This window comes from Xanthomonas sp. NCPPB 1325, from assembly GCF_041477645.2.
In the GTDB taxonomy this organism is placed as follows: Bacteria; Pseudomonadota; Gammaproteobacteria; order Xanthomonadales; family Xanthomonadaceae; genus Xanthomonas; species Xanthomonas cannabis.
Genome location: NZ_CM192985.1, coordinates 4,256,803 through 4,283,209, shown reverse-complemented (window position 1 = coordinate 4,283,209; position 26,407 = coordinate 4,256,803). Strand labels below are relative to the sequence as shown.

The following is a 26,407-nucleotide window of genomic DNA, read 5'->3' as shown; positions in this document are numbered from 1 at the left end:
GCTCCCTTAGAACACGAAGTCGACGGACGCCGACAGCAGGTTGTAGCTGCCGCCCGGACGGAAGCCCGGCTGGATGTTGTTCAACGAGCCGAACGAGCCGGCGTTGTTGTTGATATGGCTGGCCTGCAGCTTGAACGCCATGCTCTCGCGCGCATCCCAACGCAGCGAGGCGGTGACGCTGTGACGGCCGCTTTCGGCCTGCGCCAGCGCACGGGTCATGATGCCGACCGGGTCCTGGCCCGGGGCGATGCGCGAGGCCTTGCGATCGACGCTGCCGAAGGTGACCGACGGGGTCAGCGTGCCGAACCGGCCGCCGACGCTGAGGTAACCGGAGGTGGTCTTGCCGTTGAGCGAGGGCGAGTAATCGGCCTGGATCACCTCGGTGCGCAGGAACCAGTTGCCCGGGTCGTAGGCGTAGCCCACGCTGGCGAAGCTGCCGTCCACGCCATAGGTGGTCAGGCGATTGGCCAGCGCCGGGTTGATGCGCTGGTAGGCGGTGAACAGGCGGTCCAGCGATGGCGTGTCGAAGGTGCTGGTGCCGACGATGTAGCCGGCACGGAAAGTCGATGCGCCCGATTCCAGGCCGATGGCCAACCCGCGCAGCGCGTCTACGTCGGCCTTCTTGGAATCGATGCGGCCATAGAAGCCCTGCACGCTGACCACGCTTTGGCCAACGTTGACGGTGTACACGCCTTCGATGCCGTCCATCGGCAGGAGGTAGTTGTAGACCTCGTAGGGCGGGCGCACCCACGGGGTGGCATAGCCCACGCGCTGGTACTCGGAGAGCATGTACAACGGCGCGGTGATGCGGCCCAGACGTGCGGCGAACTGCGGGCCGAACTGGTACTTCACGTGGGCCAGGGTCACCTTGGGCGCGTAGTCGGCGCGCTCGGCGTATTCGCTGGTCACCTGCAGCACGCCGGTGAAGTTGTCGGTGAAGTTGGCATTGACCTGGCCGGCGATGCGCGAGTCCGGGCGGGCGGAGGTGGAGTGGCTTGCGCCAACGCCTTCCACGGTCTGGATGTCGGGCGTGAAGTCGGCCTGATCCTCCGTCGAGTGCACCACGCCCAGCGTGCCGAAGCCGCTGAAGGAAAACATCGAGTCCTCCTGCGCGTAGGCGCAGGTCGACGAGGCCAGGGCGATGGCGCCACTGAGCAGTTTGACGGTCAGGTTCATTGCGGTCTCGCTAGGAAGATGATGGACGCCGCGCCAGGAGCGCAGCGGGCAGAACGGCGATGCGCATCTGGTGGCGCTGATCCCCGGTAGCGGCCGCCTCTGGTATCGCTTTAGCGAGTTTTTTACGAATTTAAGAAACGGTTAATTCGTCGTGGAAAATACCGAAATGAACGATAGTCCGGCGCTATCGGAATGCCTGGATTACCCAATCGCCACGGCTGGATGGACGTTTTTGTCCGGCACTGCTTCGATGTTGAGCGCAGCCGATGGCGCAGGAGTTGAAGATCGCGGGCGATGGCGCCACCAGGCGTCTCCTGAGCGTGCCGGCCTGTCGCACACGACAACGCCACGCGTGGGCGTGGCGTTGTCGTGTGGTGGCCAACCACCGGGAGTCATCCGCGTCGCTGGCATCGTCGCGGTCACCCGCCTGGCGCTCGACGGCCGTCAGCTCGTTGCCATCATGGCGTGGGGGCCCACGCCAGGATCAGGCCGCCGACGCGTGATCGGTCGCCGGCAATTTGACGATCACCTTGATCTCGAACCGGAAGCCGGCCAGCCAGGTCACCCCCACGGCGGTGACGGTGGGGTAGGGGGCCGGGCCCCAGTAATCGGCCCACCGGTTCCAGGCAGCGTCGAACACCACCTCGGGATCGACCATGAACAAGGTGACATCCACCACGTCCTGCGAGGTGCAGCCGGCCGCGCTGAGGATGGCGTCCAGATTGCTGAAGGCGCGCGCGATCTCCGCGTCCAGGTCGGGCTCGGGCGAGCCGTCTTCGCGGCTGCCGACCTGGCCGGCGACGAAGAGCAGGCCATCTGCACGTACCGCCGGCGAATAGCGATGGCGCTCATACAGGGCGTGGCGGCCCGGCGGTAAAACAACGTCACGTGTGGCCATGGAGGTCTCCTTCGAAGTGCGACAGAACGGACCTCCACCCTAAACGCGTGGCCGCGCGCGATAAATCCGCAGCCTTGATCAACACTGTTTGTAGAATCCAAACAATCTGGGTGCGGGAGTGGCGATGGATCGGTTCGATGCGATGCAGGCGTTTGCGCGGGTGGTGGAGGCCGGCAGTTTCACCAAGGCCGCAGACACGCTGCACATGAGCCGGGCCAGCGTCACCCAGCTGGTGCAGCAGCTCGAAGCGCGCCTGCGGGTGACCCTGCTCCACCGCACCACGCGCCGGGTGCAGGTGACCGCCGATGGCGCGGCCTACTACGACCGCGTGGTGCGTCTGCTGGCCGACATGGACGACGCGGAAACCAGCCTGTCCGATGCCTCGACACTGCCGCGCGGGCGCCTGCGCGTGGATGTGCCCAGCCCGTTGGCGCGGCTGATCCTGATGCCGGCGGTGCCGGCCTTTCATGCGCGCTATCCGGATATCCAGCTGGACATGGGCGTCAGCGACCGTCGCGTGGACCTGATCGGCGAGAACGTGGATTGCGTGATACGCGGCGGCACCATCACCGACCAGTCGTTGATCGCGCGCCACGTGGCCGACCTGCAGGCCGGCGTCTACGCCGCGCCCGCGTATCTGCAGCGGCTGGGCATGCCCACCCATCCGTCCGAGCTGGAAAACACCCGGCATCGCTGCGTCGGCTTCATGCGCTGGGGCACTACCACGACAGTTCCCTATGTGATGCAGCGGGGCGACGACGCGGTGCGCGTCCACGGGCGGCACGTTGTGGCCGCCGACGATGGCAATGCGTATCTCGCCGCCGGGCTGGCGGGAATGGGCGTGCTGTGGCTGCCGGTGTACATGGCCAACGCGCATGTCGCCAGCGGCGAGCTGGTTCCGGTCTTTGCAGACTGGCAACTGGAGCCGATGCCCTTGTCGATTGCGTTCCCGCCCAACCGCCACGTCAGCGCCAAGCTGCGGGTGTTCATCGATTGGGTGATTGCGCTGATGGCCGAGCATGCGCCGCCGATGGCGCCCGCTCTGCGATAAGCGCTGCGCATAAGGGCGGCGCTATTGCGTCACTTCGCGCCGCACCGGATACCGCCAGCCAGTGATCGCCGCGTAGGGTGAGCGTGCGTAGATCCACTGCAGTCGCGCATCGCCATCTGCGCGGAACGCAGCATCGCTGGCCAGCTTGTGCTCGAATTCGCGACGTAACGCGGCGTCGCTGCGCAACAGGCGTTCGGTAAAGTCCACCAGCTCGGCGCCGTATAGCCCGCTGTCGGGGCTGCCGGCGTTGCGGAACCGTCCGCTGGCCAGCAGGGAATCGCTGCTGAGCGGCTCCAGCAATGCGGCGGCCAACATGCGCATCGGTTGATCGGCGGGCACGCGGATGCTGCCGGCAGGAAAGAGCTCGTCCACGCTGTCTGTGCGCGCGACCTGCTTGCCGGTGGCGTCGGTATTGGTGTTGGTGTTGGTGATGCGAATCTGCTGCACCGTGTGCTGGCGCGGCTGCTGCAGACGTTCGTACTGGATGCCATGCGTGTCGAGCAACGCAAGCACGTCGTCGTAGCCGGGGGGGATCCACCAGGCCACCGGATACTGCACCGCCTGCGTCTGGCGGTAACCGATCACCGGCATCGTCCAGGTTTCATCGCGGCCTTCCCAGCGCAATTCCTGCCGGCCGGAAACCGGCGACAGCGCGCGGGTATAGGTCACGCCCTTGAACGCGATGTGGTCGATCGGCTGCGGCAGGCGTTCCCAGGCCACCATCAGTTCCTGCGGACGTGCGGCACGATCGGCCCGCTTGGCAGCAGCGATCTTGTTTGCATCGCGACCGACCAGGCGCAGCGCTTCTTCGAGCAGGACGTAGTCGCCGAGCACGCGCTGCCGGTACGACTTCAGCCGGTGGTTTTCCACCAGCACGGTGGGAATGCCGGCGAAATCGCCGTAGCCGGTGGAATAACGCGGGCCTTCCGGCGAATAGCGCAGGCCCGAGCGCGGCGCATCTTCGTCGATCAGGCTGGGGTAGATCGCAGGTGTGTGGCCCTGGTTGCGCAGCGCGGCGTTGACGGCCGGCGTGAAGCGTTGCTGCAGCCAGCCGGCAGTGGCGCGCGAACGTGCATACGTGCCCCAACCGGCGAAGGTAAAGGTGATGTCGTACTGATGATCGAGCCCGCCGCTGACATGCAGGTCGATGTACAGCGCAGGGTCGAGCGTGTGCAGCAACGTGACCATCGCGCGCGTCTCCGGCGCCTCCAGGTTGAGATAATCGCGATTGAGGTTGATGCCGCGCGTGGTGGTGTTCCAGCCCATCTGTTGCGGGCCACGCAATGCAGCGCCGACCAGCGGGCCGCGTTGTTCGTGGCCGTCGCTGTTGAGGATGGGCACGAACACGAAGTCCACCGCATCCAGTAGATCGTCCTTGCCGCGTTGGGCGATGTCGCGCAGCAGCATCAGCCCGGCGTCCTTGCCATCGATCTCGCCGCCATGGATGCCGGCCTGCGCCAGCACCACCGGTTTGCCCGGCTTGCCCTTGTGTGCGCGCACCAGCAGCAGGTCGCGCCCTTCGCTGGTCTTGCCGAAGACTTCAAGCGACAGCAGCGGCGAGGCCGCAACCAGGCGCTGCAACCACGCACGCGTTTCTTCGTAGCTGGGCGTGCTGACGAAATCGCTGCGCTCGGCCGGCGTGATCCACGGATCGCCCGGCGCCACGATCAACGCCTCGCTCGCCCCATGCCAGGTGCGCACCGGCGGCAACAGGGCAGTGGTTTCCAGTGGCTGTGCGCCAAGCGGCGCTGCAGCAAGACATGCGGCCGCGAGCAGGCAGGCAGAGGCGGCACGTGTCGCGCGGTGAAAGCCGGGGCGCGGGGAGCCCGGCGGGGCGACGCGGTGACCGGCGTGCGTGGAGTCGGGGCAGGTGCGTGGATCGGAACTCATGTGGCGTGTGCAATCTCGTGTGGAGGTGGTGACAGTGATGGGCCTGATGAAGGCAGTGGCCGTGCGCTCTGCCGCCAGTGTCGGGTGGCGGGTACGGCACTGGCCGCAACGGTCGGCTGCAGCCTGCGCAAGGCCACGCGGGCGTCGCGTGCGGCCGGGCATCTCAGGCCCGGGTCGGCAATGTGATAACGTATCATTTTATCCATGATCGGCACGATGTCCCCATCTCCACAGCCAGCGCCGGCGATCTCGATCGACAACCTGCATGTCGCCTACCGCGGACGTGCCGTACTGCAAGGCCTCACGCTTCAGGTCGCCGCCGGCAGCGTCTACGCCTTGCTCGGTGGCAACGGTGCCGGCAAGTCCTCGACCTTGTCTGCCTTGCTGGGCTTTGTGAAACCCGCATCGGGAACGCTGCTGGTGGATGGTGTCGACCCGGTGTCCGCGCCCGGCAAGGCACGTGCGCGGCTGGCTTATCTGCCGGAAAACGTAGCGCTCTATGAGCATCTCAGTGCCATGGAAAACGCCGACTACCTGCTCGCGCTGGCCGGGCAGCGCTGCGCCCACGCCGAGATCGGCCAGGCATTTGCCGCCGCAGGCCTGCAGCGCGAGGCGTGGGCGCAGCGCCTGGCCGGGTTCTCCAAGGGCATGCGCCAGAAGGTGGCCATCGCCGTCGCCAGCTTGCGCCAGGTGCCGGTGCTGCTGCTGGATGAGCCCACCTCCGGGCTGGACCCACGCGCCATTGCCGACTTCAACCGCCTGGTCGGCGGCGTGCGCGAACGTGGCGGTGCGGTGTTGATGGTCACGCACGATCTGCTCGGCGCGGTCGACGTTGCAGACCGTATCGGTTTTCTCGAAGACGGGCGCATTGCCGAACAGATCGGCGCCGGCGACAGCGGGTTCGATGTGCGCTCCCTGCATGCGCGCTTTGCGCGTCCGCAGGATCACGCTGCATGAGCCGCTGCGCATGAGGGCGGTGTGGTTGGTCGCCCGCGAAGAACTGCGCTTCATGGCACGCAATCGCTCCGCCGCCATCGGCGTGGTGTTGCTGATGCTGCTGACGCTGGCGGCCACGCTGACTGCCGCGCATCACCAGCGCCAGGTCACCGAGTTCCGCGCGCGTCAGCAACAGGCCGCGCAGCAGGCCTTCGAGGCCCAGCCGGACCGGCATCCGCATCGCGTGGTGCATTACGGCCACTTCATCTATCGCCCGTTGCCGGCGCTGGCCGCCTTCGATGCGGGCGTGGATGCGTTCACCGGCAACAGCATGTTCCTGGAAGGCCATCGCCAGAACACCGCCAACTTCGGCGACGTACGTCAGAGCTCGTTGCTGGTGCGGTTCGGCCAGCTGACTCCGGCGTTCGTGTTGCAGGTACTGGCACCGTTGCTGCTGGTGTTCCTGGGCTATGGCGCGGTGGCGCGCGAACAGGAGGCCGGCACGCTGCGCGTGTTGCTGTTGCAGGGCGCCACGCGCCGGCAAGTGCTTGGCGGCAAGTATCTGGCATTGGCTGCGGTGGCCGGGGCCTGCCTGCTGCCGGCGCTGGTCGGCCTGATACCGATTGCCCTGGTGCCCGGCCAGGCCGGGGCGGTGGCGCTGCTGGTGCTGGCGTATGCGGCGTATCTGCTGCTGTGGTGCGCGTTGGTGCTGGCGGTCTCGATGCTGTGCCGGCGCGGGCGCGATGCGCTGCTGGTGTCGCTGGCGCTGTGGGTGTGGCTGGCCGTGCTGGTGCCGCGGGTGGCACCGGATGTGGCCAGCGCGGCGTACCGGCTGCCCACGCGGCTGGAAACCGATGTGGCCATCCAGCGCGATCTGCGCACGCTCGGCGACAGCCATAACCCGGATGACCCGCACTTTGCGCAGTTCAAGCAGCAGGTGCTGCGCCGCTACGGTGTCCAGCGCGTGGAAGACCTGCCGGTCAATTACAAGGGCCTGCTCGCACTGGAAGGCGAGCGGCTCAGCGCCAGCCTGTTCGAACGCTACGCCGCGCGCGATGCCCGCATCCAGCAGGACCAGAACCTGCTGGTGCGCAGCTTCGCGGTGCTGAGCCCGACGGGGGCGCTGCGCGAGGTGTCGATGGCGTTGGCACGCACCGATCTGCGCGCGCACGCGCACTTTCTGGCGCAGGCCGAGCGCTATCGCTACACGCTGGTGCAACAGCTCAACCAGTTGCAGGCCGATGCGGTGCGCATGGCCGACGACACCGCGCAGGATGCCGGTGCGGACCGGCGCAAGCGCATTTCCGCAGCGCACTGGCATGCGATTCCGGTATTCGCGTTCGTGCCGGCGTCCACCGACGAGGTGATCGGCGCGACGCGCATCCCGCTGGGACTGATCGGGGCGTGGTTGCTGGTGGCGCTGTGCATGCTGGTCGTCGCCGGCCGACGTGTGGGAGTGACGCGCTGATGCTGCTGTGGAAATACGAACTGCTGTTGCTGCTGCGCGCGCGCGCTGCAGCGGCCGGCCTGGTGCTGCTTGCGTTGTTGACCGTGTGCAGCCTGCTCTCCGGGCAGCACGTCATCGCTGCGCAGCGCGCCAACATCGCACGCATTGCAGCGCTGCAGCAGGAAGACACCGCGGCGGTGGCCGCCTATGTCGCGCGCAGCAACGATGCCGGCAGCGCGGCCTACTACAGTTTTCACCCGACCTGGGATGCGCCCGCGCCGCTGGCATTTGCTGCGGTGGGCATGCGCGATGTGGCGCCGTACATCCTGCGCGTGCGCGCGCTGGGGCTGGAGGCGCAGATCTACGATGGCGACAGTTACAACCCCGAGCTGGCGCTGGCCGGCCGCTTCGACTACGCGTTCGTGCTGGTGTTCCTGCTGCCACTGTTCGTGATTGCGCTGCTGTTCGACCTGCGCTCCGGCGAGCGCGAAGCCGGGCGCGCGCGCATGCTGGCGGCCCTGCCAGGTGCCGGCGCCAGGGTGTGGATGCGACGGGTGACGGTGCGCGCATTGGCGGTACTGCTGTGCCTGGCCGCGCCGTTCGTCATTGCCGCCGGCGTCAACGGCGTACCGCTGCTGCAGCAACTGGCCGTGCTGGCGCTGACCTGCGCGTACCTGCTGTTCTGGGTACTGCTGGCGGTGGTGGTGGGCCGCCTGCGCTGGCGGCCCGCCGCGCATGCCACGGCACTGGCCACCTGCTGGGTGCTGCTGGCCCTGGTGGCACCGGCGCTGGCGCATGTGGCGATCAACGAGGCGGTACCGGTCACCCAGGGCACCGAGATCGCACGATTGCAGCGCGAGGCGGTCAACCACGCCTGGGATATTCCGCGCCAGGCCACCATGCAGCGCTTCTACGCGCGCAACCCGCAGTGGGCCGATTCGGCGCCGTTGACCGACGCCTTCCACTACAAGTGGTATTTCGCCTTCCACGAAAACGGCGACCAGTACGTGGCCACGCAGGTGGCCGCGTACCGCCAGGGGCTGGTGCGCCGCGAAGCGCTCGCGCAGCGTGCCGCCATGGTGCTGCCGCCGGTGGCGCTGCAGGCTGCGTTGACGCGGCTGGCGCAGACCGACCTGCGTGCACAACTGGCCTACCAGGACCGCATCCGCGCCTACCATCAGCGGTTGCGCACGTTCTACTACGGTTACCTGTTCCGCGACCGCCCGTTTACGCGCGCGGACTTCGAGCGCGCGCCGCGCTTCGATGCCATCGCCGAGCCGGCGTCGTAGGGCCATGCCGCGTTGCACGCGATGTGCAGCGTCGTGTTGGCGGAGCATGCCGCAGGCTGCATGCGCAAGATGGCGCGCAGTGCGCGCAGGATGAACACCCGGTGCCGGCCGTGCTAGATGAACAAGCGGATCGCCCCCCACGGGTTGCCGCACCGCGCACTAACTTAAGCCGGGCTGCGCCGCTTGGTGGTGCCGCTGCGGCTGCGCTTCCTGGGCGCTGGCAGCGGCGCGGCGGCGTCATCGGCCAGCACGCCGCCGCTTTGCATCTGCTCCAGCCACGACAGCGCATCCACATAGCCGAGGAAGTGCTGCAGATAGCCGGGTGAGCGTTCGCGCATCAGGGTGATGCAGCGGTGCACCAGCACGCTGGAATTGAGCGGGCCGGCGTCCTTGGGCGCATCCTGCAGCGACTGCCGCACCTGGCTGGCAGTGCGCACGGTGGTCCAGGTACGGCGGAAATCGTCCAGCGCCGGCAGTTCCGGGAACAGCTGCGCATCGGGCGCTGCGGTCTTTCTGCTGTCCACTTCCATCAAGGCGGCATGGCCTGCCAGCTGGTCGGTCACTGCGCGCAGGGCAGTGCGTTGCAAGGTACCTGGATCGGCAGGGCCGGTGGCACGACGACGCGCCGCATCCTTCAGCGTGGCCGCATACGCATCGACCAATGCAGCCAGCCTGTCTTCCAGCACCGCACGCACCGCATCGGCCTGCGTCTGCGCGCGTGCGGCCAATGCCTGCATCAGATGGAAGCGCGCCGGGTCGAGCTGGTCGGCACCCTCGTTGCGCCAGCGCGCCAGCCGCGCGTAGGCGGATGTCGCCGAGGTGGTCATCGCGTGGCCGGTGCCGGGGCCGGCGCTGTGGACGAGGGCGCACGCGCGGTCGAGGGGCGTGCGATCGGTGCGATTTCCACGCGGCGGTTCCTGGCGCGGCGCGCTTCGTCGGCGTTGGAATCCACCGGTTGCTGCGCGCCGAATGCGGCGGCGAACACCGAGGCGGCCGGCACACCGTCGGCGATCAGCGCCCGGGTCACGGTGAGCGCGCGCTGCGCAGACAGTTCCCAGTTGTCGGCATAGCGGCGGTTGCCGCCCAGTACCGGGCGGTCGTCGGTAAAGCCGCTGACCATCAGGATCTCTTCGCGGGCGCGCAGGTACTGCGCCAACGGGGCGGCAAGCGACTTCAGGACCTCGCGGCCGTCCGGCTGCAATTCATCGGAGTTGAACGCAAACAGCACGTTGCCGCGAATGCCGATGCGGCCATCCACCAGCGTCACGCGGCCGGCGGCCAGCGGCGCGGCCAGCGCCTGTTCCAGCGTCTTGCGGCGCTGCGCTTCGGCCTGGCGCTGCCTGACCTCCTGGTCCAGGCGGCTGGACAGCTGCAGTTGCACGCCGATCACGCCGACCAGGATCAGCACGAACGCGCCCAGCAGCACCGACATCAGGTCGCCGAAGGCGGCCCAGATCGGCGTGCCGGACTCGCCGTCGCTTTCGATCTCGTCGCTCATGCCGGCTCCGCTGCGCCGGCATCGCTGCGGCGGCCGTCGAACTGACGCAGTTCTTCGATGATCTGCTTCTGCGACAGCATGCTGAGGTCCACCACCTCACGCGCCTGCGCCACGTAGTACGCCAGCTGGTCATCGCTGCGCGCGAGCGAGGCATCCAGTGCGGTGGCCACGTGCTGCAGGCGCTCGTTGAGCTCGCCGGTGGCGCCGCTGAACAGCTGCACCGCCACGCCGAAGGCTTCGCCCAGGCTGGCCACTTCCACTGCGCTGCCGCTGACGTGCGCAGCCACTGCGCCGAGCTTGCCGGTTTCGCTGCCGATCTGCTCGGTGAGCTGGGTGCCCACCCGGTGCAGCAGGTCTGCCGAGGTGGTGACCAGCGCGTCCACGGCCTGGCGTTGTTCGGTGGAAGCGTGATTGACCGCGTCGAGCAAGGTGTCCAGCGTGGCCAGCAGGCGGGTGCGTTCTTCCAGCATGGCGGTGTCGCGCACCATGCTCTCGGACAGGTTCTGGCGCAGCTCGGCCACCACGTCGGCGGCGGCCTTGGGCGCTTCGGCGGCGATCTGCATCAGGCGCGAGACCTCGCTGATGGTGGCGCTGGCCTGCGCCTGCGCCTGCGTGGACAACTCGCTGGCGGTGCTGGCCAGGGTGTCGCAGATGGCCTGCTGTTGCCGGGTGACGCGCTCGCCGGTCTGTTCCCATTGCGCGGTAAGCGTGGCGCTCATCGCGGTGAAGCGCTCGCTCCACAGGTCAAGACGCTGCGCATCGCGCGCTTCCAGCGCGGCCTGCAGATCGCCATGCGCGTGCTGCAAGGTGCCCACCAGCGATGCGGCCTGTGCGTCGAAGCTGGCGGTGGCGGCGGCCAGTGCGGCCTGGTGCTGGGTGGCCAGCGTAGCGCTGGCCTGCTGCTGCTGTGCCAGTGCGTCCGTCCACGCGGTGGCGGCCTCGCTGCTGGACTGGTCCATGCGCGTGGCCACCGCTTCGACCAGGGCGCCGGAGCGCGCCTGGAAGGTACTGGCGAACTCGGTCAAGGCATGTTGCAGGTCCTGCGTGAGCGCGTGGTTGCTGCGCTGCTGCTCGGCCACCGCAGCGGTCCAGCTGGCCGCAGCCGCGGCCGTGCTGGTCTCGAACCCGCTGTTCAAGCCCTCCAGCTGCTGCTGCACGGCCTGCTGCACGCCGTCCTGCAGGGCGCTGGTCTGGCGGGCCAGCTGTTCCAGCGTGGCTTGCAGCTGGGTGCTGAGCGATTGGGTGGCGCGCTGTTGTTCGTCAAGCACCGTGGCCCAGTGCGCGGCGGTGGCGGCATGGCTGCGTGCAAGGCCGGCGTCGAGTGCGCTCAGTTGCTGCTGCACCGCGCGGGTGACGCTGTCCTGCACGGCGCTGCTGCGCTCATCGACCTGCGCCAGCAGTGACTGCATTTGTTCCGTGAGTGCCTGCTGCGCGCGCTCCTGCGCGGCCAGGGCGGCCTGCCACTGGTCGGCGGCGGTGCGTGCGCTGTCCTGGAAGCCGGCGCTGAGCCCGTGCAACTGCTGCTGCACGGCCGTGCTCACGCCTTCCTGCACGGCGGTGCTGTGGTGGGCGACCTGCTCCAGGGTGTCCTGCAGCTGGGTGTGGAGCGCGCGCTGCGCCTGTTCCTGCGCGGCAAGCGCGCTGGCCCAGTGGCTGGCCGCACTGCTCGCACTGCGATCGAAGCCGCTGCTGATGCCGTCCAGCTGCTGCTGCACGGCCTGGGTCAGGCGTTCGTGCAGCGCGGCGGTGTCGCGTGCAATGCCGGCCATGGTGGCTTCCATCGCCGGCTGCAATGCCGCGCCGACCGCGCGCGCGCTGTCGGCAACGCCGGCCTGCAGCGACTGTTCCATCGACGTGGCCAGCCGCGTGTACGCCGCCTCGGTTCTGGCATGGAACTCGGCCTGGTGCGCGGCCAGGCGTTGGTCGGCCGCGATGCTGTGCTGCTCGATGCTGCTCATCAGCGCCTGCATCCGGTCGATCAGGGCCGGCATCAACGCGCTCTGCTGCCGCTGCAGCTTGAACGCTTCGTCACGCTGGTGCGCTTCCGAATGCGGGTGCAGTTCGGCGGCGATCTTCAGGTCCAGCCGCTGCACCGCCTGCAGGCGCTCGCGCCGGCACAGCGCCGACAACAGGCCCAGCATGGCCGAGCTGGCGACGCCGGCGATGGATGTGCCGAATGCAAACGCCAGGCCTTCCACCGGCGCGGCCAGCGAGCCGCGGATGGCCTGCAGGTCGGTGGCGCTCTGCAGGGCAAAGCCGGTGCCCTTGAGCGTGGCCATCATGCCGAGCAGGGTGCCGAGCATGCCCAGCAGCACCAGCAGGCCCACCAGGTACGGGGTCAGCACGGGCGCCGGCAACGCCACGCGCGCGCCCTGGATGCGCAGACGCACCGCATTGCGCAGGCTCGGGTGCAGCTGCGCCAGCCACGCATCCAGTGCCGACGGCGCGGCGGTCAGCCCGGACACCGCGGTGTCCAGCGTGGCGCTGGCCTGGCGATAGCGATACAGCTCCAGCGCACCGGCCAGATAGCAGGCACCGATCACCGCGGCGATGCAGGCGCCCAACGGATTGGAGCCCAGATAGCCGAACCCGACCCAGCAAACCGCCAACAGGCCGACGAGAAACACACACACGTGTACAAGAGTTTTGAACATGACGTCCCAGTTAGCGGGTACGAAGCGCTGCAAGCAGGCCTTCGATCGGGTGAAAACGAACATCCAGTTCGGCGAGCAACACGCTCTGCATGTCCTTGCGAAAAACATCCAGCCAGCCATCGGACACCGCGCGCGCGGCGGCCTGGTCATCGCTTGGCGGGTGATGCGCCTGCGCGGCATGGCGCAGGCGTTCGAAATGCGCGCCGAGCAGGCTGGGCACGGTGTTCAACAGGGTCTGCTCGCGCGGGCTCAGGGTCAGCTCCATCACCGCATCCACTTCGGCCAGCCGAGCCATTTCGCTGGAGACCAGCGTCAGCAGGTCGCGCAGCCGCCCGCGCAGATCGCCGGTGGCGGTGCGCATGGCGCGCTGCATGGCCAGGTAATGCTGCCGGAACGGGGCATAGTCGGGCACCGGCGGCGCCGCGCCCGCCTCGGTGGCAGCACGTGCTTCGGTGCGCAAACGTGCCACCAGCGCATCCAGATCCGCCACGCTGCTGGTTGCCAGACCGGCGCGCACGCGGGCGCAGGCGTCGGCATCGAGCGGGCGCGGCTCGGGCAGGTCATCGGTGTCGGGCAGCTTGCCATCCAGCGCCTTGGACACGGCCACTGCGCGCGTCCAGTCGATCCATTGGCTCAGCCGGTCGGCCAGCGCGTGGTTGGACTGGGCGACGCGGACATCGCTGAGGCGTGCGAGCAGGCGAATGAACGCCGGGCCCGAGAGGGGCGCCCGTGGAGCAGCTTTCGCCATTGTTCCGGTCAAAGACCGCGCATTTTACACGGGAATGCGCGCGCCACCGCCGCCGCGCCCAGGCCCACGCTGCCTGGGCTGGCGGCATTCAGCAGGGGCTGGCGTGCAGTGCTGTCAGGGGGCGCTGCGGGGCAGCTCCAGGTCGCCGGGCGCGCTGGTGGCAGGGCACATGCGCGCCACCTGCGCCGATCAGCGCGTCACCCGCTGCCATGGGGGGCGCGTGCCACCTGATGGCCCGGGCGCAGCCTTGCCACAGGCGCCACTCACCGCCGGGCGCGGTGCACCAGCGGAATCAGCACCACCCCCAGCGCGGCGACCGCCGCGGCGACGTAGCCGATGCTGCCCAGGCCCCAGACCGGAATCGCCAGCCCGCCGATGATGGCGCCGACGCCGATGCCGGCATTGGCAGCGGACACGTTGGTGGTGCCGGCCAATGCCTGCGAATGGCCGACCGACTGCATCACCCGCACCTGGCTGATCGGAAACAGCGCGGTATACGCAATGCCCCAGATCGCCAGAGTCAGACAGAGCAGCACGCCGGTGCCGGCCACCGGCACGCACAACGCCATGCCCAACGCGAGCAACAGCAGGAACACCGCCGTGGCGCGCAGCGGTGAGCGGTCCACCACCCGGCCACCCAACCAATTGCCGATCAGGCCGACCGCACCGAACCCCATCAGCCACCAGCCGACGTTTGCCGCCGGCACGCCCACGTTGCGTTCGAGCAGGTCGGCCAGATAGGTGTAGGCGGTGAACATGGCGGTGAACACCACCACCGACAACGCCACATTGGCCAGGAAAAAGCGCTCGGTGAAGATCCCGGCCTGCTGGCGCAGGTTGACCCGTTCGGTGCGCGCCACCGTCGGCATCCACAGCGCCAACGCGGCGGCCATCGCCAGCGACAGCGCCGCCAGACTCCAGAACGCGCCGCGCCAGCCGATGCTGTTGGCCGCCACCGTGCCCAGCGGGATGCCGAACAGCAGCGCCGCCGAAATGCCCAGATACACCCGCGACACCGCTTGCCCGGCCTGTTGCGGGCCGGCCAGTTGCCCGGCGGTGTCGCTGGCAGTGCCCCAGAACACCGGCAATGCCAGCGCCGGGAGAAAGCGCGCGACCGCCAGCACCCAGATGTTGGGCGCCAGCGCAGCTACGGCGTTGGACACCGCGAACACCAGCAGGATCGCCACGAACAGGCGCTTGCGGTCCAGGTGCGACAGCCAGGCGGTCAGCGGCGGGCCGGACAGCATCACCGTGAAGGCGAACAACGTCACCAGCTGGCCGGCAGCGGAGATCGAGATGCCCATGTCGCGCGCCAGACCGGGCAACAGACCGACGATCAGGTACTCGGTGGTGACGATCACGAATGCGGCAAACGCCAGGATGAAGATCGCCAGCCCGCTGCGCCCGGTGGCGGCGGGGCTGGTCGCTGGAAGGGAAGGGGGAGCAGGCATGGCATCGGCCGGAATGGGGCCGGCCATGGTAAGAAAGAACTGAAGTCGTATATCGGGAGTATTTTCCGTACATTACGGATTCAATTTCTTTAATAGGTCAACATGCATCCTTCCGAACGCGTCAAGGGCATCGACGTCTTCGTCGGCGCTGCCGACGCCGGCAGCTTCACCGCCGCTGCCGAGCGCCTCAGCCTGACTAGCTCAGCGGTCGGCAAGGCGATTGCCCGGCTGGAGGCGCGCCTGGGCGTGCGCCTGTTCGCACGGACCACCCGGCGGCTGGAGCTGACCGATGCCGGCGCGGCGTTCTATCGGGTGTGCGTCAAGGTGCTCGACGAACTGGAGGACGCCGAGCACGTGCTGCGCGCCGAAGGCCAGGCGCCCACCGGCCGGTTGCGGCTGGATGTGCCGGTGAGCTTTGGCCGGCGCAAGGTGCTGCCGGTGCTGTTGCCGTTCTTTCAGCAGCATCCCGGCCTGCAGCCGAGCCTGTCGTTTACCGACCGCTTCGTCGACATGGCCGAGGAGGGCATCGACGTGGCCGTGCGGATCGGCGGGCCGGAGCAGTGGCCCGGCAGCCTGGGCCACCGCTATCTCGGCCACGAAACCTACGTGTTCTGCGCGGCGCCGCAGTACTTGGCGCAGCGCGGCACGCCGCAGCGCATCGACGAGGTGGTGAACCACGCGGCGGTGATCTACGCCAAGGCCGATGGCAGCAGCAGCCCCTGGCTGCTACGCCACGACGAAGGACCGGTGGAACAACGGCCGATGCACGGACACGTGGTGCTGGGCAATGCCGAGGCACAGGTGGATGCGGTGGCCGCCGGCCTGGGCATCGCACAATTGCCGACCTGGCTGATCGATGACCATCTGCAGCGCGGCAGTCTGGTCACGGTGCTGCCGCAGTGCGATACCGATGGCCTGCCGCTGCATCTGGTGTGGATGCGCGCACGGCAGCTGCTGCCCAAGGTGAGCCGCTTGCTGGAATGTCTGGAGCAGGGGCTGCGCGGCGCCACCCGGGCGGCACGCATGCATGCCTGAGCCGCAGCGGATGGCGTGGCGCATGGGAGGTTCCGCCACGACGGTGGCGTCGGCCGCGCTGCCTGACCGATTCAGCGCCGCCCGCCCGGTCGTCTGGCTGACCCGGTTCTGTCAAATGAACGGGTATAAGCTGCGGGCCGGGGAATTCCCCAGCGAGGTGACGCAATGGACCACTCCGACATGCAGGTGTCCGATCTGCTGGTCTTGGAGCTGCAAGGGTTCCATGCTGCCTACGGCAGCGGCCCGGACTTCTGAGATGCGTACCAACGCATCATGGGCATCGCGGCGCAGGCTGGCGGCAACCTGATCGACCTGGCCAACGAAATGGCCTCCCTGGCACAAGGGCTGGGCGCGATCGATCACGCGCAGTTGCTGTAACCGCCTGGTGCCGCGCGTCGCCTGCGTTGTGCCACTTGATCGACCGATCCGGGCACGCCATCACTGAATTTTTCTGCCGTGTTCACGCACGGCTGCTGCGCCCGTTTTTATCGTAGTGGCGTCGATGGCATTACGTGGTCTGGTTCGATCACGCAGTGCCGATCGGGGCGCCATCGGGCGATGCGCTGAGTGTGAGGCTGCACACGGAGGTGTTGCAGTCCCCCCGCAATGGCGCCCCCAACACCCGTGCCGGATGCGGACGTCCGGCACCTCGTTGAGGAGCTTGGTTGTGAATGAAGCAGGAGAAGGCGTGCGGGTGCATCTGGTTGGCGGGCCGCATGACGGGCAGATGCTGTGCGGCGCCACGCTCCCCGAGCTTGCGCTGCCGCAAGGCTACCGGATGGCACCCTGGCCGGGCGGGCAGACGGGCATCCACTGGCACCGTGAGTTCAATCTGGCCAGTGCACACGAGTCGGTGGTAGCCGAGCAGCTGTGTGATGCATTGAATGCGCGGTGGCGGCATTACCTGGCGACGCGGCGGCAGCAGGCGGCTGTGTCGCGCGGCGGCGATGTAAACAGCGGCTGTGCAGACGCTGCGCTTGCGTAAGGCCCGCTGATCGACCAGGGGTGATGGCGTGATGTGATGGATCGGCGCGCGCAGCCTGCGCCTCGAGGGCGCGATGCATGTCTGTCATGCCGCGCTGTGGTCGCCCGACATTGCGCTGGCGCGCCTGGTGAGGCACTCGGGGGTCAACAATGGCGGCCTTACCGACATGCCGGTGTTCACGCCCTCCCACCTGCAACGCATACGTGCACCGGCTACGGCGCAGTACCTATTCGCAGGATAAGTCGGTGGGCCCTCAAGCAGGCCCTAGCGCTGGAACCACAACGCAGCGTGGCGAGACGCCCACCGCCTGTGCTCCAACGCAGGTCTATTCCGCGTCAGCGCCCGACTTGACCGGTGTTGCTGGTATCGCTGCCGACGCACCGCGCGTCTTCTCGCGCCGCAGCGGGGTATCGCCCAGGCGTTCGATCGCACCGCCGGACTGCTGGAATGCTTCCAGATCGGCGGCCAGGCGCTGTTCGGACAGGCGCGGCTTGCCGGGTTGATTGCTGACGGTCATCGACTGGCGGCGGGAGTTATTCATCGCGAATCCTCATGCGTTGTAGAGCGTCAAGGGGATGCCCCGCCGGCGTTGATCGTCGTAGGTGGCACGCACGTCGCGGCAATACGGGCCGGACATGACGAAACGCCGGCAGATGGCCGGTCGCGTGTCGTAGATCGAGCAGCACATCCGCGCCGCATCGATCGCCACGCACCACCCTTCTTCATCGCGCGCCATCACGTGCCAACCTTCCGGTGTCACGCTGGTCAGGTGGTTGGGGATGCGGTCGGAAGGATCGACCATGACGGTGAGCCGGCAACAGACGGCGTCGCAGCGTTCGCAGAGATTCTTGATGGGGAGGCCAGAGAGAATGAGGGCGGCGCCGGGCGTCAGGCGCACTGGCACCATACACCTTGGGCGCGCCAGGATGTGAACCTGCGCCTGGTGCCGCGCGTGTCAGGCGGCAGCGACGCCGGGCAAGAACGCAACGTCAGGGACACATCGCCCCATCCAGCGTGCCGCACATTGGGGATTGCTGCGTCCATCGCGATCTCGGCAAATATATTGGCGATGCACCGTTGACGCCCGTTCGTGCTGGTCATGCCGTCTGTCACACAGAAGCCGAAACGCACACTGCGGCGGCGTTGCCAACGGTTGCCTTTGTCGCGCCCATGCGAAGACGGTTTTCACCTGTGCCATCGCTGCGGCGCCGTAGCGTGGGCAGTACCGATGCACGTCACAGGAGACAGGTATGAGCCCATCCAATCAGATTCCGTCTGCACACGATCAGGCCACAGGCCACGATCAGGACCACAGCGACAAGAAGAAGCAGGACGCGCTGCAGGACGAGGCGGTGGAAGAAACCTTCCCGGCCAGTGATCCGGTATCGCCGTTTGTGCCTGCAAAACCGCTGGACTGAGCGACTGCACACAGACGTCGCTTGCGCGAGGCGGCGTGTGCGCATCGCCCGGCATGCAGGTATGCCGATGTTTGCGTAGCGAGTTTTACGCCGCATCGCACGGCACCAGTTGAGGAGCGAAAACAACAAAGGCGCGGTCGGTGACCGCGCCTTTGTTCGTCCGTCTAGCCGAGGTTTACGGCGTCAACACCACCTTGCGGCAATCGTCCTGCTTCCTGTCGAACACCTCATAGCCGCGCGCTGCATCAGCCAGCGGCATGCGGTGGCTGATGATGGCGCTGGGCTTGAGATCGCCATTGCCGATGCGTTCGAGCAGATGCGGCATGTGCTTCTGCACGTGGGTCTGGCCCATCTTGAAGCTCAGTCCCTTGTCGAATGCATCGCCGAACATGAAGGCGTGGATGAAACCGGCGTACACACCCGGCACGCTGACCACGCCGCAGCGCCGGGTGGCGGCGATGCACTGGCGGATCGCCACGCCGCTGCTGCCCTCCAGCTTCAAGTTGGTGAGCGTGGTTTCCAGCGCACTGCCCTCGGCCTCGAAGCCGACCGCTTCGATACTGGCATCCACACCGCGGCCGTCCGTCTGCGACACGATCACATCGGCCGGGTCGTCGATCTCATCGAAATTGATCGGAATCACGCCATAGGCCTTGGACGCGAAATCCAGGCGATAGGCATGCCGGTCGACCATGAAGATGCGCTCGGCGCCGAGCATGCGGCAGCATGCCGCGGCCATCAGGCCGACCGGGCCGGCGCCGAAGATCGCCACCGTGGAGCCTTGCTTGACCCCGGCATCGACCACAGCCTGATAGCCGGTGGGCAGGATGTCGGACAGGAACAGCACCTGCTCGTCGTGCAGTGCATCGGGCACCACCAGCGGCCCGACATTGGCCTTGGGGACGCGCACATATTCGGCCTGGCCGCCGGAGAGCCCGCCATACAGGTGGCTGAAACCGAACAAGGCCGCAGGCGGGCGCATGTCCTTGTGGTTGAGCGCGGCGCCCTTGCCGGTGTTGGTGGTTTCGCAGGCAGAAAATTCCTGCAGCATGCAATGGAAGCACTGCCCGCAGGCCACCACGAACGGAATCACCACCCGGTCGCCGCGTTTGACAGCGGTCACGTCCGGGCCGACGTCTTCGACGATGCCCATGAATTCGTGGCCGAGGATGTCGCCATGCCGCAGATCCGGAATCTTGCCGCGGTACAGATGCAGATCCGATCCGCAGATGGCAGTGGCGGTGACGCGCAGGATCAGGTCATCGCGTTCCACCAGCACCGGGTCCGGCACGGTTTCGACCCGCACATCGCGTGAGCCGTGATAGTTGAGGGCAAGCATATCGATCTCCTGTTGAGCCGTAGGTTGCGGCAACGCACAACAGTGTTCGGGCACGTGCGTTAAGGACGTCAGCACGGTGCGTGGGCATGGTGTGCACGATGCCCGCGGCCACGCGCCGTTGATGTGCAAGTCACGGCTGGATAACCCACGCACTCGCACGCTGGATGTCCACGCCGTACTGCACGCGAGCCCGCCTGCAGTGGGCAAACCGACAATCAACGATCGCCAGACGGCGACCACTCAAGGAGACATGCATGGGACTTTTCAAGATGGTGACCGCCGGCGCTGTGGGCTATGTGGCCTACAAGGCGTGGCAACGCCGCCAGGGCCAGGCGAACGAGGGCGCACAGCAGGATCGACAGAGTGGGCAGGCCGCCATCGGCGCAACGCCGCCGCATGGCGACCCGTTGCGTGACAGCGTGGGCGATGCGCGAGACCGCAAGCAGGCGCTGGGCGCACTGGCGATCTTCAACGAGCAGGAGCGCACGCTGGCGCAGCTGGCCGTAGTCAAGGGCGTGGAAGGCGAAGTGCTGGACTTTGCGCGCAAGATGGACGAAGCGCACAGTGCCGCACTGACCGATCTCAGCCGGTTCGCACCCGATCGCAGCGGCAGCCTGGGGCAGGCAGCGTCCGTGCGTTCCAAGGCAGCACGCGACCAGCTGGAATCGCTGCATGGCCAGGCGTTCGAAAAGCAGTACCTGCAGACCGCCATCAGCAGTCACGAGCAGGCGTTGACGCTACTCGATGCACAGCTGAGCAGCGAGCCTGGCTCCAGCGACCTGGGCAAGGAACTGCAGCGTGCACGCGAGACCATCGCCGAGCATCTGGAACATGCCAAGACCCTGAGCACCAAGCAGACCCCGCCGCACTGAGGCGGGCCCGCACCTTCTGCGGGATCGAGAGCGGAGATCGCCATGGGCGAACCACAGGACGCAAACCGGCAACCCACCGACATGCACACGGTCAGCATCAGCGAGGAATGGGAGTTGCAGTACTGGGCGCGCGAATTGGGGATGTCCGAAGACGACCTCAAGAAAGCGGTGCAGGAAATCGGCAACGTCACCACCCAGCTACGCGACTACCGGCCACCGCACTGAGCGGAGCGATGCACACACGACAGGCAGCCTCGGCTGCCTGTCGTGTGTGCGATGTTCAGTGGGATAGCACCCTGCAGCAGCCCGCAGTCGTTGCCGCAGCGCACTAGGTTGCTGCGGACAAGAGTTGTTCGAAGCCGGCCGCCTGCCGCTGCCAGAGGCCATCGAACACACCGCCACGCCCACGCAGCGCCGCCGGTGCGCCGTCTTCCACCACGCGGCCGTCCTGCAGCACCACGATGCGGTCGAAGCCGATCACGGTGGACAGGCGGTGCGCCACTGCCAGCACGGTGCGGTCGCGCATCAGGTGATCCAGCGCCGCCTGGATTTCCGCTTCCGACTCGGTATCCAGCGCCGAGGTGGCTTCGTCGAGGATCAGGATCGGCGCATCCTTCAGAAATGCGCGCGCAATGCCCAGCCGCTGGCGCTGCCCACCAGAGAGCATCACCCCGCGCTCGCCGACCTGGGTGTCGTAGCCCTCCGGCAGCTGGCGGATGAAGCCATCGCAGAACGCATGCCGCGCGGCCTGGTGGACCTCCGCGTCGGTGGCGTCGGGACGGCCATAGCGGATGTTGTCGCCGATGCTGCGGTTGAACAGCGCCGTTTCCTGCGGCACCACCGCGATCTTTTCACGCAGGCTGTCCTGGCTGACGCTGCGGATATCCTGCCCGTCGATCAGCACGCGGCCGGATTCCACATCGTCCAGACGCTGGATCAGCGCGATCAGGGTGGATTTACCGGCACCGGACGGACCGACGATGCCCACCTTCTGGCCGGCGGGAATATGCAGGTCCACCCCATCAAGCACTGCCTCGCGCTCGGGATAGGCAAAGCGCACCTGCTCGAAACGCACATCGCCTTCGGCCAGCGCCAGCGGCGCATCCGTATCGACGATGGCATGCGGCTGCAGGATGATCTGCAAGGTGTCGGCGATCGCGCCCAGCTGCTGGGTGGTGTCCACCAGGGTCAACGCCAGATCGCGCGAGCCGTGCAGGATGCGGAAGGTCAATGCGCTGACCAGCACCACGTCGCCGGCACTGACCGCGCCGCCGCGCCACATGCTGATCGCCCACAGCAGCATGCCGCCGGCCATCAGCGACAGGCAGATGTCGTGGATCACGCGGGCTTTTTCCACGTACATCCAGCTGCGCCGATGTGCGACCGCTTCGTGGCCGATCTGTTCGGCCAGGCGCGCGCTTTCGCGATCGCGTGCGGCAAATGCCTTAATCGTCCAGACATTGGACACCGCATCCACCAGCTCGCCGCCCACCCGCGCGGCCTGCGCGGCAAACCGCTGATGCTTGGCACGCCCGCGGATGCCGAAGCTGGTGATGATGGCCGCCACCAGCGCAACAAAGCCGATCAAGGTAGCCGCCATGCGCCAGTCCACGGTCAACAGCAACACGACGGCTCCGATGAAATCCACGATAGGCGGCAGGATCTTCCAGGCCAGCCCGCCGTAGATCTGCCCGGCCGCGCCGCCAAGTGCGGAGATGCGGTTGCCCAGCGCGCCGGCAAAGTGCTCGGTGAAATAGCGCATCGGGTGGCCGGTGAGGTGGCGGAACAGGTCTACCCGGATATCCACCACGCTGGCCACCACGGTGCGGCACCCCAGCCAGCCGCCCAGCCGCCAGAACAGGTTTTCCACTGCAATCAGGCCGATGAACAAGCCCAGCGGCAGCCACACATCGGCGTGCTCGCGCTGCTCGGTGGCCATTGCATCGACCAGCATCTTCATGCCGTATTGCACCGTCACCGCGCAACCGGCCGCACCGATGATCAGCACCAGCAGGCCGCCGAAGTGCCAGGGACGTTGGCAGATGTAGTGCCACAGGAAGCGCGCCGGCGTATCCCGCAACAGGTCCGGCCGGGTGGATGTGCTCACGTGGCCATGTCCGCAAGCGGGAACTGCGGTGCACGCAGGCCGAAGCGGTCGTGTTCGCGCCTGAGCTGCGCCGCCAGGCGGGCATCGACGGGGCGCTGGCCGTGTTCATCGGCGTAGCCGAGCAGGCCGGTGGGGCAATGCCGGTAGTTGTCCCAGCCAGGGTAGTCCAGCACCGGATACAGGCAGATCCCTTCCATGGCCACGCCGTGCTGCAGGGCCAGCGCCACTTCGTCGCAGACATGCGCAAGCCAGGGGGCGCGTTGGTCGGCCTCGGCACCGGTTTCAGCCACGATCATCGGGCGTTGGTAGCGCTGCCAGAACTCGCCCAGGATGGACGAGAACGCGCGGTGATCCGGCGAACTGCGCAGGATCGGCGTGCCACCGGGGTACCACTGGTTATCGGAGTAGTAATTGACGCCGATGATGTCCAGATACTCCGGCGCACCGCCCAGCCCCGGCCATTGCCGGCCGCAGACCATGTCCCAGGCCTCGAATTGCGCCAGACGCAGACGTTCGGCTTCGCGGCGCGGGCCGGGGCGGTCGTTGGGGGCGGCCACATGGATGGCCGGATCCACCTGCACGAAGCGTGCGCGCGGCTCGACCTGGCGCACCGCATCGATGGCCGCGATGGTGGCGCGCACCAGCTGGTGCTTGAGCTCGAACCCGCGCCCGCGTGCCATCGGATGCATGCGCGCGTGATCGCCGCCATTCCACGCCCAGAACGAGATCTCGTTGAGCGGCGCATAGAACGGCACCGCATCGGTTTCGTTCCTGATGCATTGCGCGGCTGCCGCGGCAAACCGTGCGAAGCGCTCGACGAACTGCGGGGTCCAGATGTCCACATCGTCCGGCCAGCCGTAATGGCACAGGTCCCAGATGACCTGGGTGCCGGTGGCCTGGGCGGCATGCAGCATCGGCAGGAAGCTGGACCAGTCGTAGTGGCCAGGACGCTGCTCGATCAGGTGCCAGCGCAGGCCGTCGCGTGCGGTGCGCAGACCGTGCGTGCCGACGGCGGCATAGTCGTTGGCCGCCCAGCGGTCGTGCCGGGTGCCGGCCAGCAGATCCAGCCGGCGGCCGTCGCGACGGCGGTGGCTCGAACACTCGAAGCCCGCCATGAAGAAACTGTCGAACACTGTGGGGGTGTGCATCTACCATCCTGCTGCACGCGCACCGCTGGTGGCGGCATCGCGTCGATAACGGCCCTGCAGCGGGACTGCTGCAGGGCAGGGGAGCCAGTCAGACCGCCAGCGCGGCCGGCGCGTGCTGCGCGCGTTCTTCGATGCGCTTGTACACCGCCAGCGCCTGGCCCACCACCTGATCCATGTTGTAGTACTTGTAGGTGCCCAGGCGCCCCAGGAAGGTGACATCGGGCGTTTCCGCTGCCAGCCGCTCGTAGCGGCGGTACAGCTCGGCGTTCTCGGCACGCGGGATCGGATAATACGGGTCGCCCTCGGCCGACGGGTATTCGTGGGTGAGGCTGGTGCTGGGATGCTGCTGGCCGGTGAGATGCTTGTATTCGGTGATGCGGGTGTAGGCCACATCCTCGGCCGGATAATTGACTGTCGCCACCGCCTGGAACCGTTCCTGCTCCACCGTGCTGTGTTCAAAGCGCAGCGAGCGGTACGGCAGCTTGCCGTAGCAATAGTCGAAGTATTCGTCCACCGGACCGCTGTACACCAGCTGGTCGTACTCCAGCTCGTCGCGGATCTCGCGGAAATCGGTATTGAGCATCACCTTGATGTTGGGGTGATCGAGCATGCGCTCGAACATGCGCGTATAGCCATGCAGCGGCATCTGCTGAAAGGTGTCGGTGAAATAGCGGTCGTCGTCATTGGTGCGCGTGGGCACGCGCGCAGTCACCGACTTGTCCAGCTGCGATGGGTCCAGGCCCCACTGCTTGCGCGTATAGCCACGGAAGAACGTCTCGTACAACTCGCGCCCCACCTGGTTGATCACCACATCCTCGCTGGTCCGGATGTCCGCCACCGGCTCGGCGCGGCTGGCCAGAAACGCCGCCGCCTCGTCCTCGCTGGTCAGCTGCAAGCCGTACAGGCGATTGAGCGTGGTCATGTTGATCGGAATCGGCACCTGTTGCTCGCCCACCTGCGCGAGCACGCGATGTTCGTACGGGCGCCACTGGGTGAAGTTGGACAGGTAATCGACGATGCGCTGTGCATTGGTGTGGAAGATGTGCGGGCCATAGCGATGGATCAGCACGCCGGCATCGTCATGAAAATCGTAGGCGTTGCCGCCGATATGCGGGCGCTTGTCGACCACCAGCACGCGCTTGCCCAGCCCGGCGGCCAGGCGTTCGGCGAGCACGCTGCCGGCAAATCCCGCACCGACGATCAGGTAATCGAAGCCGCGCCGCGCCCGGGTGCGCGGTGGTGTGGCGCTGCCGTGAGGCATCACTGGTTCCAAGAGAGTGTCTCCTTCATCAATGCGTAGGTGTGGTCCCAGGACATGTCGCCCAGCACCTGGTCGGCGGTCGCGTACAGGCGCTCGGTGTCGGCGCTGTCCTGCAATGCGACCTCGCAGGCGGCAACGAAGGCGTCGGCCGTGTCGGCAATGCGCACCACGCCGGTATCGCCATAGGTGCGCACCACGTCGCGGATGGGCGTGGACACCACCGGGCAGCCGCCGGCCAGGTATTCGGGCGTCTTGGTCGGGCTGATGAAGCGTGTGGACGCGTTCATCGCAAATGGCATCAGTGCCACGTCCCAGCCAGACAGATACGCAGGCAGTTCGTCATAGGTCTTGCCGCCCAGATAATGGATGTTGTCCGCGCGCGGCAGCTCGGAGGGGTCGATCTTGACCACCGGGCCGATCATCACCAGCTGCCAGTGCGGGCGCTGCGCAGCCAGGCTGCGCAGCAGCGCGACATCGAAACGCTCGTCGATCACCCCGTAAAACCCGAGCCGCGGATGCGCGATGCCGGCCTGATCGGCGGGCTCGGGTTGCGGCGCGCGTGCGGCGGCAAAATGCGCCACGTCCACGCTGCTGGGAAAGGCATGCGCGTTGCCATGCAGTGCGCGCTTGGCCTCCCAAATGCTGTAGCCGCCGGTAAACACCACGTCGGCACGCTGCAACAGCGTGCGTTCGTGTTCGACCAGCTCCGGTGGCGCACCGCGGAACGCCGACAGCTCATCCATGCAGTCGTACACGGTGATGCGCGGCTGCAGATGCGCGCTGAAGCCCAGGCTCATCGGCGTGTAGTACCACAGCAACAGATCGGCAACGCCCAGTTCGGCCAGGTAGCCATCCAGCAACTGGCGTTGCACACGCACCGCCGCCTCGCCCTCGCAGCCGGCCGGCAGGCGCGGTACCAGCACGTGCACGCCCCCGTCCTCGCCACGCACCTGCAGCCATGGGGTGGGCTCGTCGCAGGCGATGGGTTCTTCCCAGAACAGCACGTTGGCATCGTGCGCAAAGCGCGACATCAGATGCTGGGGGCGCTGATAGACAAAACTCCAGCGCAGGTGCGACAGACATAACAGCGTCGGCCGGCCTGGATCGAACTGCGGTGCGCTGTCGGAAGCGACGGCACGGCGTGTCTTGCCGATGGCGTATTGAAACTGACCTGCCCAACTCATGAAATGCCCTCGCTAGGAAA

General features: G+C 67.2%; 24 protein-coding genes and 1 pseudogene. 10 read left to right on the top strand and 15 right to left on the bottom strand.

What is annotated here, in order from left to right:
* Window positions 1–6: 6 nt before the first annotated feature.
* Together ACCQ10_RS18100 and ACCQ10_RS18095 are read right to left on the bottom strand one after the other, a co-directional pair.
* Complete coding sequence (locus tag ACCQ10_RS18100; RefSeq protein WP_372361479.1) at window positions 7–1,176, bottom strand: hypothetical protein; 1,170 nt, start codon at window positions 1,174–1,176, stop codon at window positions 7–9.
* Window positions 1,177–1,660: 484 nt separating this feature from the next.
* Window positions 1,661–2,074 (bottom strand): Rid family hydrolase, encoded by a 414-nt coding sequence (locus ACCQ10_RS18095; protein ID WP_184375456.1) that lies wholly within the window; start codon window positions 2,072–2,074, stop codon window positions 1,661–1,663.
* A 124-nt stretch (window positions 2,075–2,198) separates the two neighbouring features.
* Here ACCQ10_RS18095 and ACCQ10_RS18090 point away from each other — a divergent pair, with 124 nt between their 5' ends.
* Window positions 2,199–3,125, top strand: a complete 927-nt coding sequence (locus ACCQ10_RS18090) for a LysR family transcriptional regulator (RefSeq protein ID WP_372361478.1) — start codon at window positions 2,199–2,201, stop codon at window positions 3,123–3,125.
* A gap of 21 nt (window positions 3,126–3,146) precedes the next feature.
* Here the strand turns inward: ACCQ10_RS18090 and ACCQ10_RS18085 are convergent, their stop codons facing one another.
* Window positions 3,147–5,015, bottom strand: coding sequence for a M14 family metallopeptidase (locus tag ACCQ10_RS18085; RefSeq protein WP_372361477.1), 1,869 nt, complete (start codon window positions 5,013–5,015; stop codon window positions 3,147–3,149).
* A 216-nt stretch (window positions 5,016–5,231) separates the two neighbouring features.
* On the opposite strand from ACCQ10_RS18085, the gene ACCQ10_RS18080 reads away from it, so the two are divergent.
* Genes ACCQ10_RS18080 through ACCQ10_RS18070 form a run of 3 tightly spaced genes read left to right on the top strand, consistent with a single transcriptional unit; the run spans window position 5,232 to window position 8,687 of the window.
* The gene (locus ACCQ10_RS18080) at window positions 5,232–5,972 is read left to right on the top strand and encodes an ABC transporter ATP-binding protein (protein WP_184389369.1); all 741 of its coding nucleotides are present in this window, start codon (window positions 5,232–5,234) and stop codon (window positions 5,970–5,972) included.
* A 10-nt stretch (window positions 5,973–5,982) separates the two neighbouring features.
* The gene (locus tag ACCQ10_RS18075; RefSeq protein ID WP_372361476.1) at window positions 5,983–7,419 is read left to right on the top strand and encodes an ABC transporter permease; all 1,437 of its coding nucleotides are present in this window, start codon (window positions 5,983–5,985) and stop codon (window positions 7,417–7,419) included.
* Window positions 7,419–8,687, top strand: coding sequence for a DUF3526 domain-containing protein (locus ACCQ10_RS18070; protein ID WP_372361475.1), 1,269 nt, complete (start codon window positions 7,419–7,421; stop codon window positions 8,685–8,687). Before ACCQ10_RS18075 ends, ACCQ10_RS18070 begins: the two co-directional genes overlap by 1 nt.
* A 164-nt stretch (window positions 8,688–8,851) precedes the next feature.
* On the opposite strand, the gene ACCQ10_RS18065 is transcribed toward ACCQ10_RS18070, so the two are convergent.
* The 5 genes from ACCQ10_RS18065 to ACCQ10_RS18045 all read right to left on the bottom strand — a co-directional run bounded on the left by ACCQ10_RS18065 (window position 8,852) and on the right by ACCQ10_RS18045 (window position 15,038).
* Complete coding sequence (locus tag ACCQ10_RS18065) at window positions 8,852–9,514, bottom strand: DUF2894 domain-containing protein (protein ID WP_372361474.1); 663 nt, start codon at window positions 9,512–9,514, stop codon at window positions 8,852–8,854.
* On the bottom strand, window positions 9,511–10,185 hold the full coding sequence (locus ACCQ10_RS18060) for an OmpA family protein (protein ID WP_184555746.1): 675 nt from the start codon (window positions 10,183–10,185) through the stop codon (window positions 9,511–9,513). The genes ACCQ10_RS18065 and ACCQ10_RS18060 overlap by 4 nt, the downstream gene beginning before the upstream one ends.
* Window positions 10,182–12,839 (bottom strand): DUF802 domain-containing protein, encoded by a 2,658-nt coding sequence (locus tag ACCQ10_RS18055; protein WP_372361473.1) that lies wholly within the window; start codon window positions 12,837–12,839, stop codon window positions 10,182–10,184. The genes ACCQ10_RS18060 and ACCQ10_RS18055 overlap by 4 nt, the downstream gene beginning before the upstream one ends.
* Window positions 12,840–12,849: 10 nt before the next feature.
* The gene (locus ACCQ10_RS18050; RefSeq protein ID WP_372361472.1) at window positions 12,850–13,587 is read right to left on the bottom strand and encodes a DUF3348 domain-containing protein; all 738 of its coding nucleotides are present in this window, start codon (window positions 13,585–13,587) and stop codon (window positions 12,850–12,852) included.
* 263 nt (window positions 13,588–13,850) lie between these two features.
* A complete protein-coding gene (locus ACCQ10_RS18045) occupies window positions 13,851–15,038 on the bottom strand; it encodes an MFS transporter (protein WP_372361471.1) in 1,188 nt (395 codons plus the stop codon).
* 102 nt (window positions 15,039–15,140) lie between these two features.
* Between ACCQ10_RS18045 and ACCQ10_RS18040 the strand changes: the two genes are divergently transcribed.
* The 3 genes and pseudogenes from ACCQ10_RS18040 to ACCQ10_RS18030 all read left to right on the top strand — a co-directional run bounded on the left by ACCQ10_RS18040 (window position 15,141) and on the right by ACCQ10_RS18030 (window position 17,058).
* The gene (locus ACCQ10_RS18040) at window positions 15,141–16,073 is read left to right on the top strand and encodes a LysR family transcriptional regulator (RefSeq protein WP_372361470.1); all 933 of its coding nucleotides are present in this window, start codon (window positions 15,141–15,143) and stop codon (window positions 16,071–16,073) included.
* A gap of 165 nt (window positions 16,074–16,238) precedes the next feature.
* Window positions 16,239–16,451: pseudogene (locus tag ACCQ10_RS18035) on the top strand (hypothetical protein).
* Between the two features lie 289 nt (window positions 16,452–16,740).
* Window positions 16,741–17,058: a hypothetical protein gene (locus tag ACCQ10_RS18030; protein WP_372361469.1), complete on the top strand. Its 318-nt coding sequence runs from the start codon at window positions 16,741–16,743 to the stop codon at window positions 17,056–17,058.
* 325 nt (window positions 17,059–17,383) lie between these two features.
* On the opposite strand, the gene ACCQ10_RS18025 is transcribed toward ACCQ10_RS18030, so the two are convergent.
* Window positions 17,384–17,599, bottom strand: a complete 216-nt coding sequence (locus ACCQ10_RS18025) for a hypothetical protein (protein ID WP_372361468.1) — start codon at window positions 17,597–17,599, stop codon at window positions 17,384–17,386.
* Between the two features lie 9 nt (window positions 17,600–17,608).
* Window positions 17,609–17,860 carry a YkgJ family cysteine cluster protein gene (locus tag ACCQ10_RS18020; RefSeq protein ID WP_039405871.1) on the bottom strand — a complete coding sequence of 84 codons (252 nt, stop codon included), beginning with the start codon at window positions 17,858–17,860 and terminating at the stop codon, window positions 17,609–17,611.
* A 448-nt stretch (window positions 17,861–18,308) separates the two neighbouring features.
* On the opposite strand from ACCQ10_RS18020, the gene ACCQ10_RS18015 reads away from it, so the two are divergent.
* Window positions 18,309–18,476, top strand: a complete 168-nt coding sequence (locus ACCQ10_RS18015; protein ID WP_068835607.1) for a hypothetical protein — start codon at window positions 18,309–18,311, stop codon at window positions 18,474–18,476.
* A 175-nt stretch (window positions 18,477–18,651) separates the two neighbouring features.
* Here ACCQ10_RS18015 and ACCQ10_RS18010 read toward each other — a convergent pair whose 3' ends face one another.
* Entirely contained in the window at window positions 18,652–19,815 is a 1,164-nt protein-coding gene (locus tag ACCQ10_RS18010) for a zinc-dependent alcohol dehydrogenase (RefSeq protein ID WP_372361467.1), read from the bottom strand.
* Between the two features lie 254 nt (window positions 19,816–20,069).
* Between ACCQ10_RS18010 and ACCQ10_RS18005 the strand changes: the two genes are divergently transcribed.
* Together ACCQ10_RS18005 and ACCQ10_RS18000 are read left to right on the top strand one after the other, a co-directional pair.
* The gene (locus ACCQ10_RS18005) at window positions 20,070–20,687 is read left to right on the top strand and encodes a DUF4142 domain-containing protein (protein ID WP_039564012.1); all 618 of its coding nucleotides are present in this window, start codon (window positions 20,070–20,072) and stop codon (window positions 20,685–20,687) included.
* Window positions 20,688–20,729: 42 nt separating this feature from the next.
* Window positions 20,730–20,912, top strand: coding sequence for a DUF3606 domain-containing protein (locus ACCQ10_RS18000; RefSeq protein ID WP_039405862.1), 183 nt, complete (start codon window positions 20,730–20,732; stop codon window positions 20,910–20,912).
* Window positions 20,913–21,015: 103 nt separating this feature from the next.
* Here ACCQ10_RS18000 and ACCQ10_RS17995 read toward each other — a convergent pair whose 3' ends face one another.
* From ACCQ10_RS17995 to ACCQ10_RS17980, 4 genes are all read right to left on the bottom strand, one after another.
* Window positions 21,016–22,794: an ABC transporter ATP-binding protein gene (locus tag ACCQ10_RS17995; protein ID WP_372361466.1), complete on the bottom strand. Its 1,779-nt coding sequence runs from the start codon at window positions 22,792–22,794 to the stop codon at window positions 21,016–21,018.
* A complete protein-coding gene (locus ACCQ10_RS17990) occupies window positions 22,791–23,942 on the bottom strand; it encodes a beta-glucosidase (RefSeq protein ID WP_372361465.1) in 1,152 nt (383 codons plus the stop codon). The genes ACCQ10_RS17995 and ACCQ10_RS17990 overlap by 4 nt, the downstream gene beginning before the upstream one ends.
* 88 nt (window positions 23,943–24,030) lie before the next feature.
* Window positions 24,031–25,203 carry a UDP-galactopyranose mutase gene (glf, locus tag ACCQ10_RS17985; RefSeq protein ID WP_372363169.1) on the bottom strand — a complete coding sequence of 391 codons (1,173 nt, stop codon included), beginning with the start codon at window positions 25,201–25,203 and terminating at the stop codon, window positions 24,031–24,033.
* Window positions 25,203–26,387, bottom strand: a complete 1,185-nt coding sequence (locus ACCQ10_RS17980) for a glycosyltransferase family 1 protein (RefSeq protein ID WP_372361464.1) — start codon at window positions 26,385–26,387, stop codon at window positions 25,203–25,205. Before ACCQ10_RS17980 ends, glf begins: the two co-directional genes overlap by 1 nt.
* Between the last annotated feature and the right edge of the window lie 20 nt (window positions 26,388–26,407).

Bases quoted from the DNA above. Each gene is read 5' to 3' on its own strand.
- ACCQ10_RS18100 (WP_372361479.1), bottom strand. From the start codon at position 1,176: ATGAACCTGACCGTCAAACTGCTCAGTGGCGCCATCGCCCTGGCCTCG.
- ACCQ10_RS18095 (WP_184375456.1), bottom strand. From the start codon at position 2,074: ATGGCCACACGTGACGTTGTTTTACCGCCGGGCCGCCACGCCCTGTAT.
- ACCQ10_RS18090 (WP_372361478.1), top strand. From the start codon at position 2,199: ATGGATCGGTTCGATGCGATGCAGGCGTTTGCGCGGGTGGTGGAGGCC.
- ACCQ10_RS18085 (WP_372361477.1), bottom strand. From the start codon at position 5,015: ATGAGTTCCGATCCACGCACCTGCCCCGACTCCACGCACGCCGGTCAC.
- ACCQ10_RS18080 (WP_184389369.1), top strand. From the start codon at position 5,232: ATGTCCCCATCTCCACAGCCAGCGCCGGCGATCTCGATCGACAACCTG.
- ACCQ10_RS18075 (WP_372361476.1), top strand. From the start codon at position 5,983: ATGAGGGCGGTGTGGTTGGTCGCCCGCGAAGAACTGCGCTTCATGGCA.
- ACCQ10_RS18070 (WP_372361475.1), top strand. From the start codon at position 7,419: ATGCTGCTGTGGAAATACGAACTGCTGTTGCTGCTGCGCGCGCGCGCT.
- ACCQ10_RS18065 (WP_372361474.1), bottom strand. From the start codon at position 9,514: ATGACCACCTCGGCGACATCCGCCTACGCGCGGCTGGCGCGCTGGCGC.
- ACCQ10_RS18060 (WP_184555746.1), bottom strand. From the start codon at position 10,185: ATGAGCGACGAGATCGAAAGCGACGGCGAGTCCGGCACGCCGATCTGG.
- ACCQ10_RS18055 (WP_372361473.1), bottom strand. From the start codon at position 12,839: ATGTTCAAAACTCTTGTACACGTGTGTGTGTTTCTCGTCGGCCTGTTG.
- ACCQ10_RS18050 (WP_372361472.1), bottom strand. From the start codon at position 13,587: ATGGCGAAAGCTGCTCCACGGGCGCCCCTCTCGGGCCCGGCGTTCATT.
- ACCQ10_RS18045 (WP_372361471.1), bottom strand. From the start codon at position 15,038: ATGCCTGCTCCCCCTTCCCTTCCAGCGACCAGCCCCGCCGCCACCGGG.
- ACCQ10_RS18040 (WP_372361470.1), top strand. From the start codon at position 15,141: ATGCATCCTTCCGAACGCGTCAAGGGCATCGACGTCTTCGTCGGCGCT.
- ACCQ10_RS18025 (WP_372361468.1), bottom strand. From the start codon at position 17,599: ATGAATAACTCCCGCCGCCAGTCGATGACCGTCAGCAATCAACCCGGC.
- ACCQ10_RS18020 (WP_039405871.1), bottom strand. From the start codon at position 17,860: ATGGTCGATCCTTCCGACCGCATCCCCAACCACCTGACCAGCGTGACA.
- ACCQ10_RS18015 (WP_068835607.1), top strand. From the start codon at position 18,309: ATGAGCCCATCCAATCAGATTCCGTCTGCACACGATCAGGCCACAGGC.
- ACCQ10_RS18010 (WP_372361467.1), bottom strand. From the start codon at position 19,815: ATGCTTGCCCTCAACTATCACGGCTCACGCGATGTGCGGGTCGAAACC.
- ACCQ10_RS18005 (WP_039564012.1), top strand. From the start codon at position 20,070: ATGGGACTTTTCAAGATGGTGACCGCCGGCGCTGTGGGCTATGTGGCC.
- ACCQ10_RS18000 (WP_039405862.1), top strand. From the start codon at position 20,730: ATGGGCGAACCACAGGACGCAAACCGGCAACCCACCGACATGCACACG.
- ACCQ10_RS17990 (WP_372361465.1), bottom strand. From the start codon at position 23,942: ATGCACACCCCCACAGTGTTCGACAGTTTCTTCATGGCGGGCTTCGAG.
- glf (WP_372363169.1), bottom strand. From the start codon at position 25,203: ATGCCTCACGGCAGCGCCACACCACCGCGCACCCGGGCGCGGCGCGGC.
- ACCQ10_RS17980 (WP_372361464.1), bottom strand. From the start codon at position 26,387: ATGAGTTGGGCAGGTCAGTTTCAATACGCCATCGGCAAGACACGCCGT.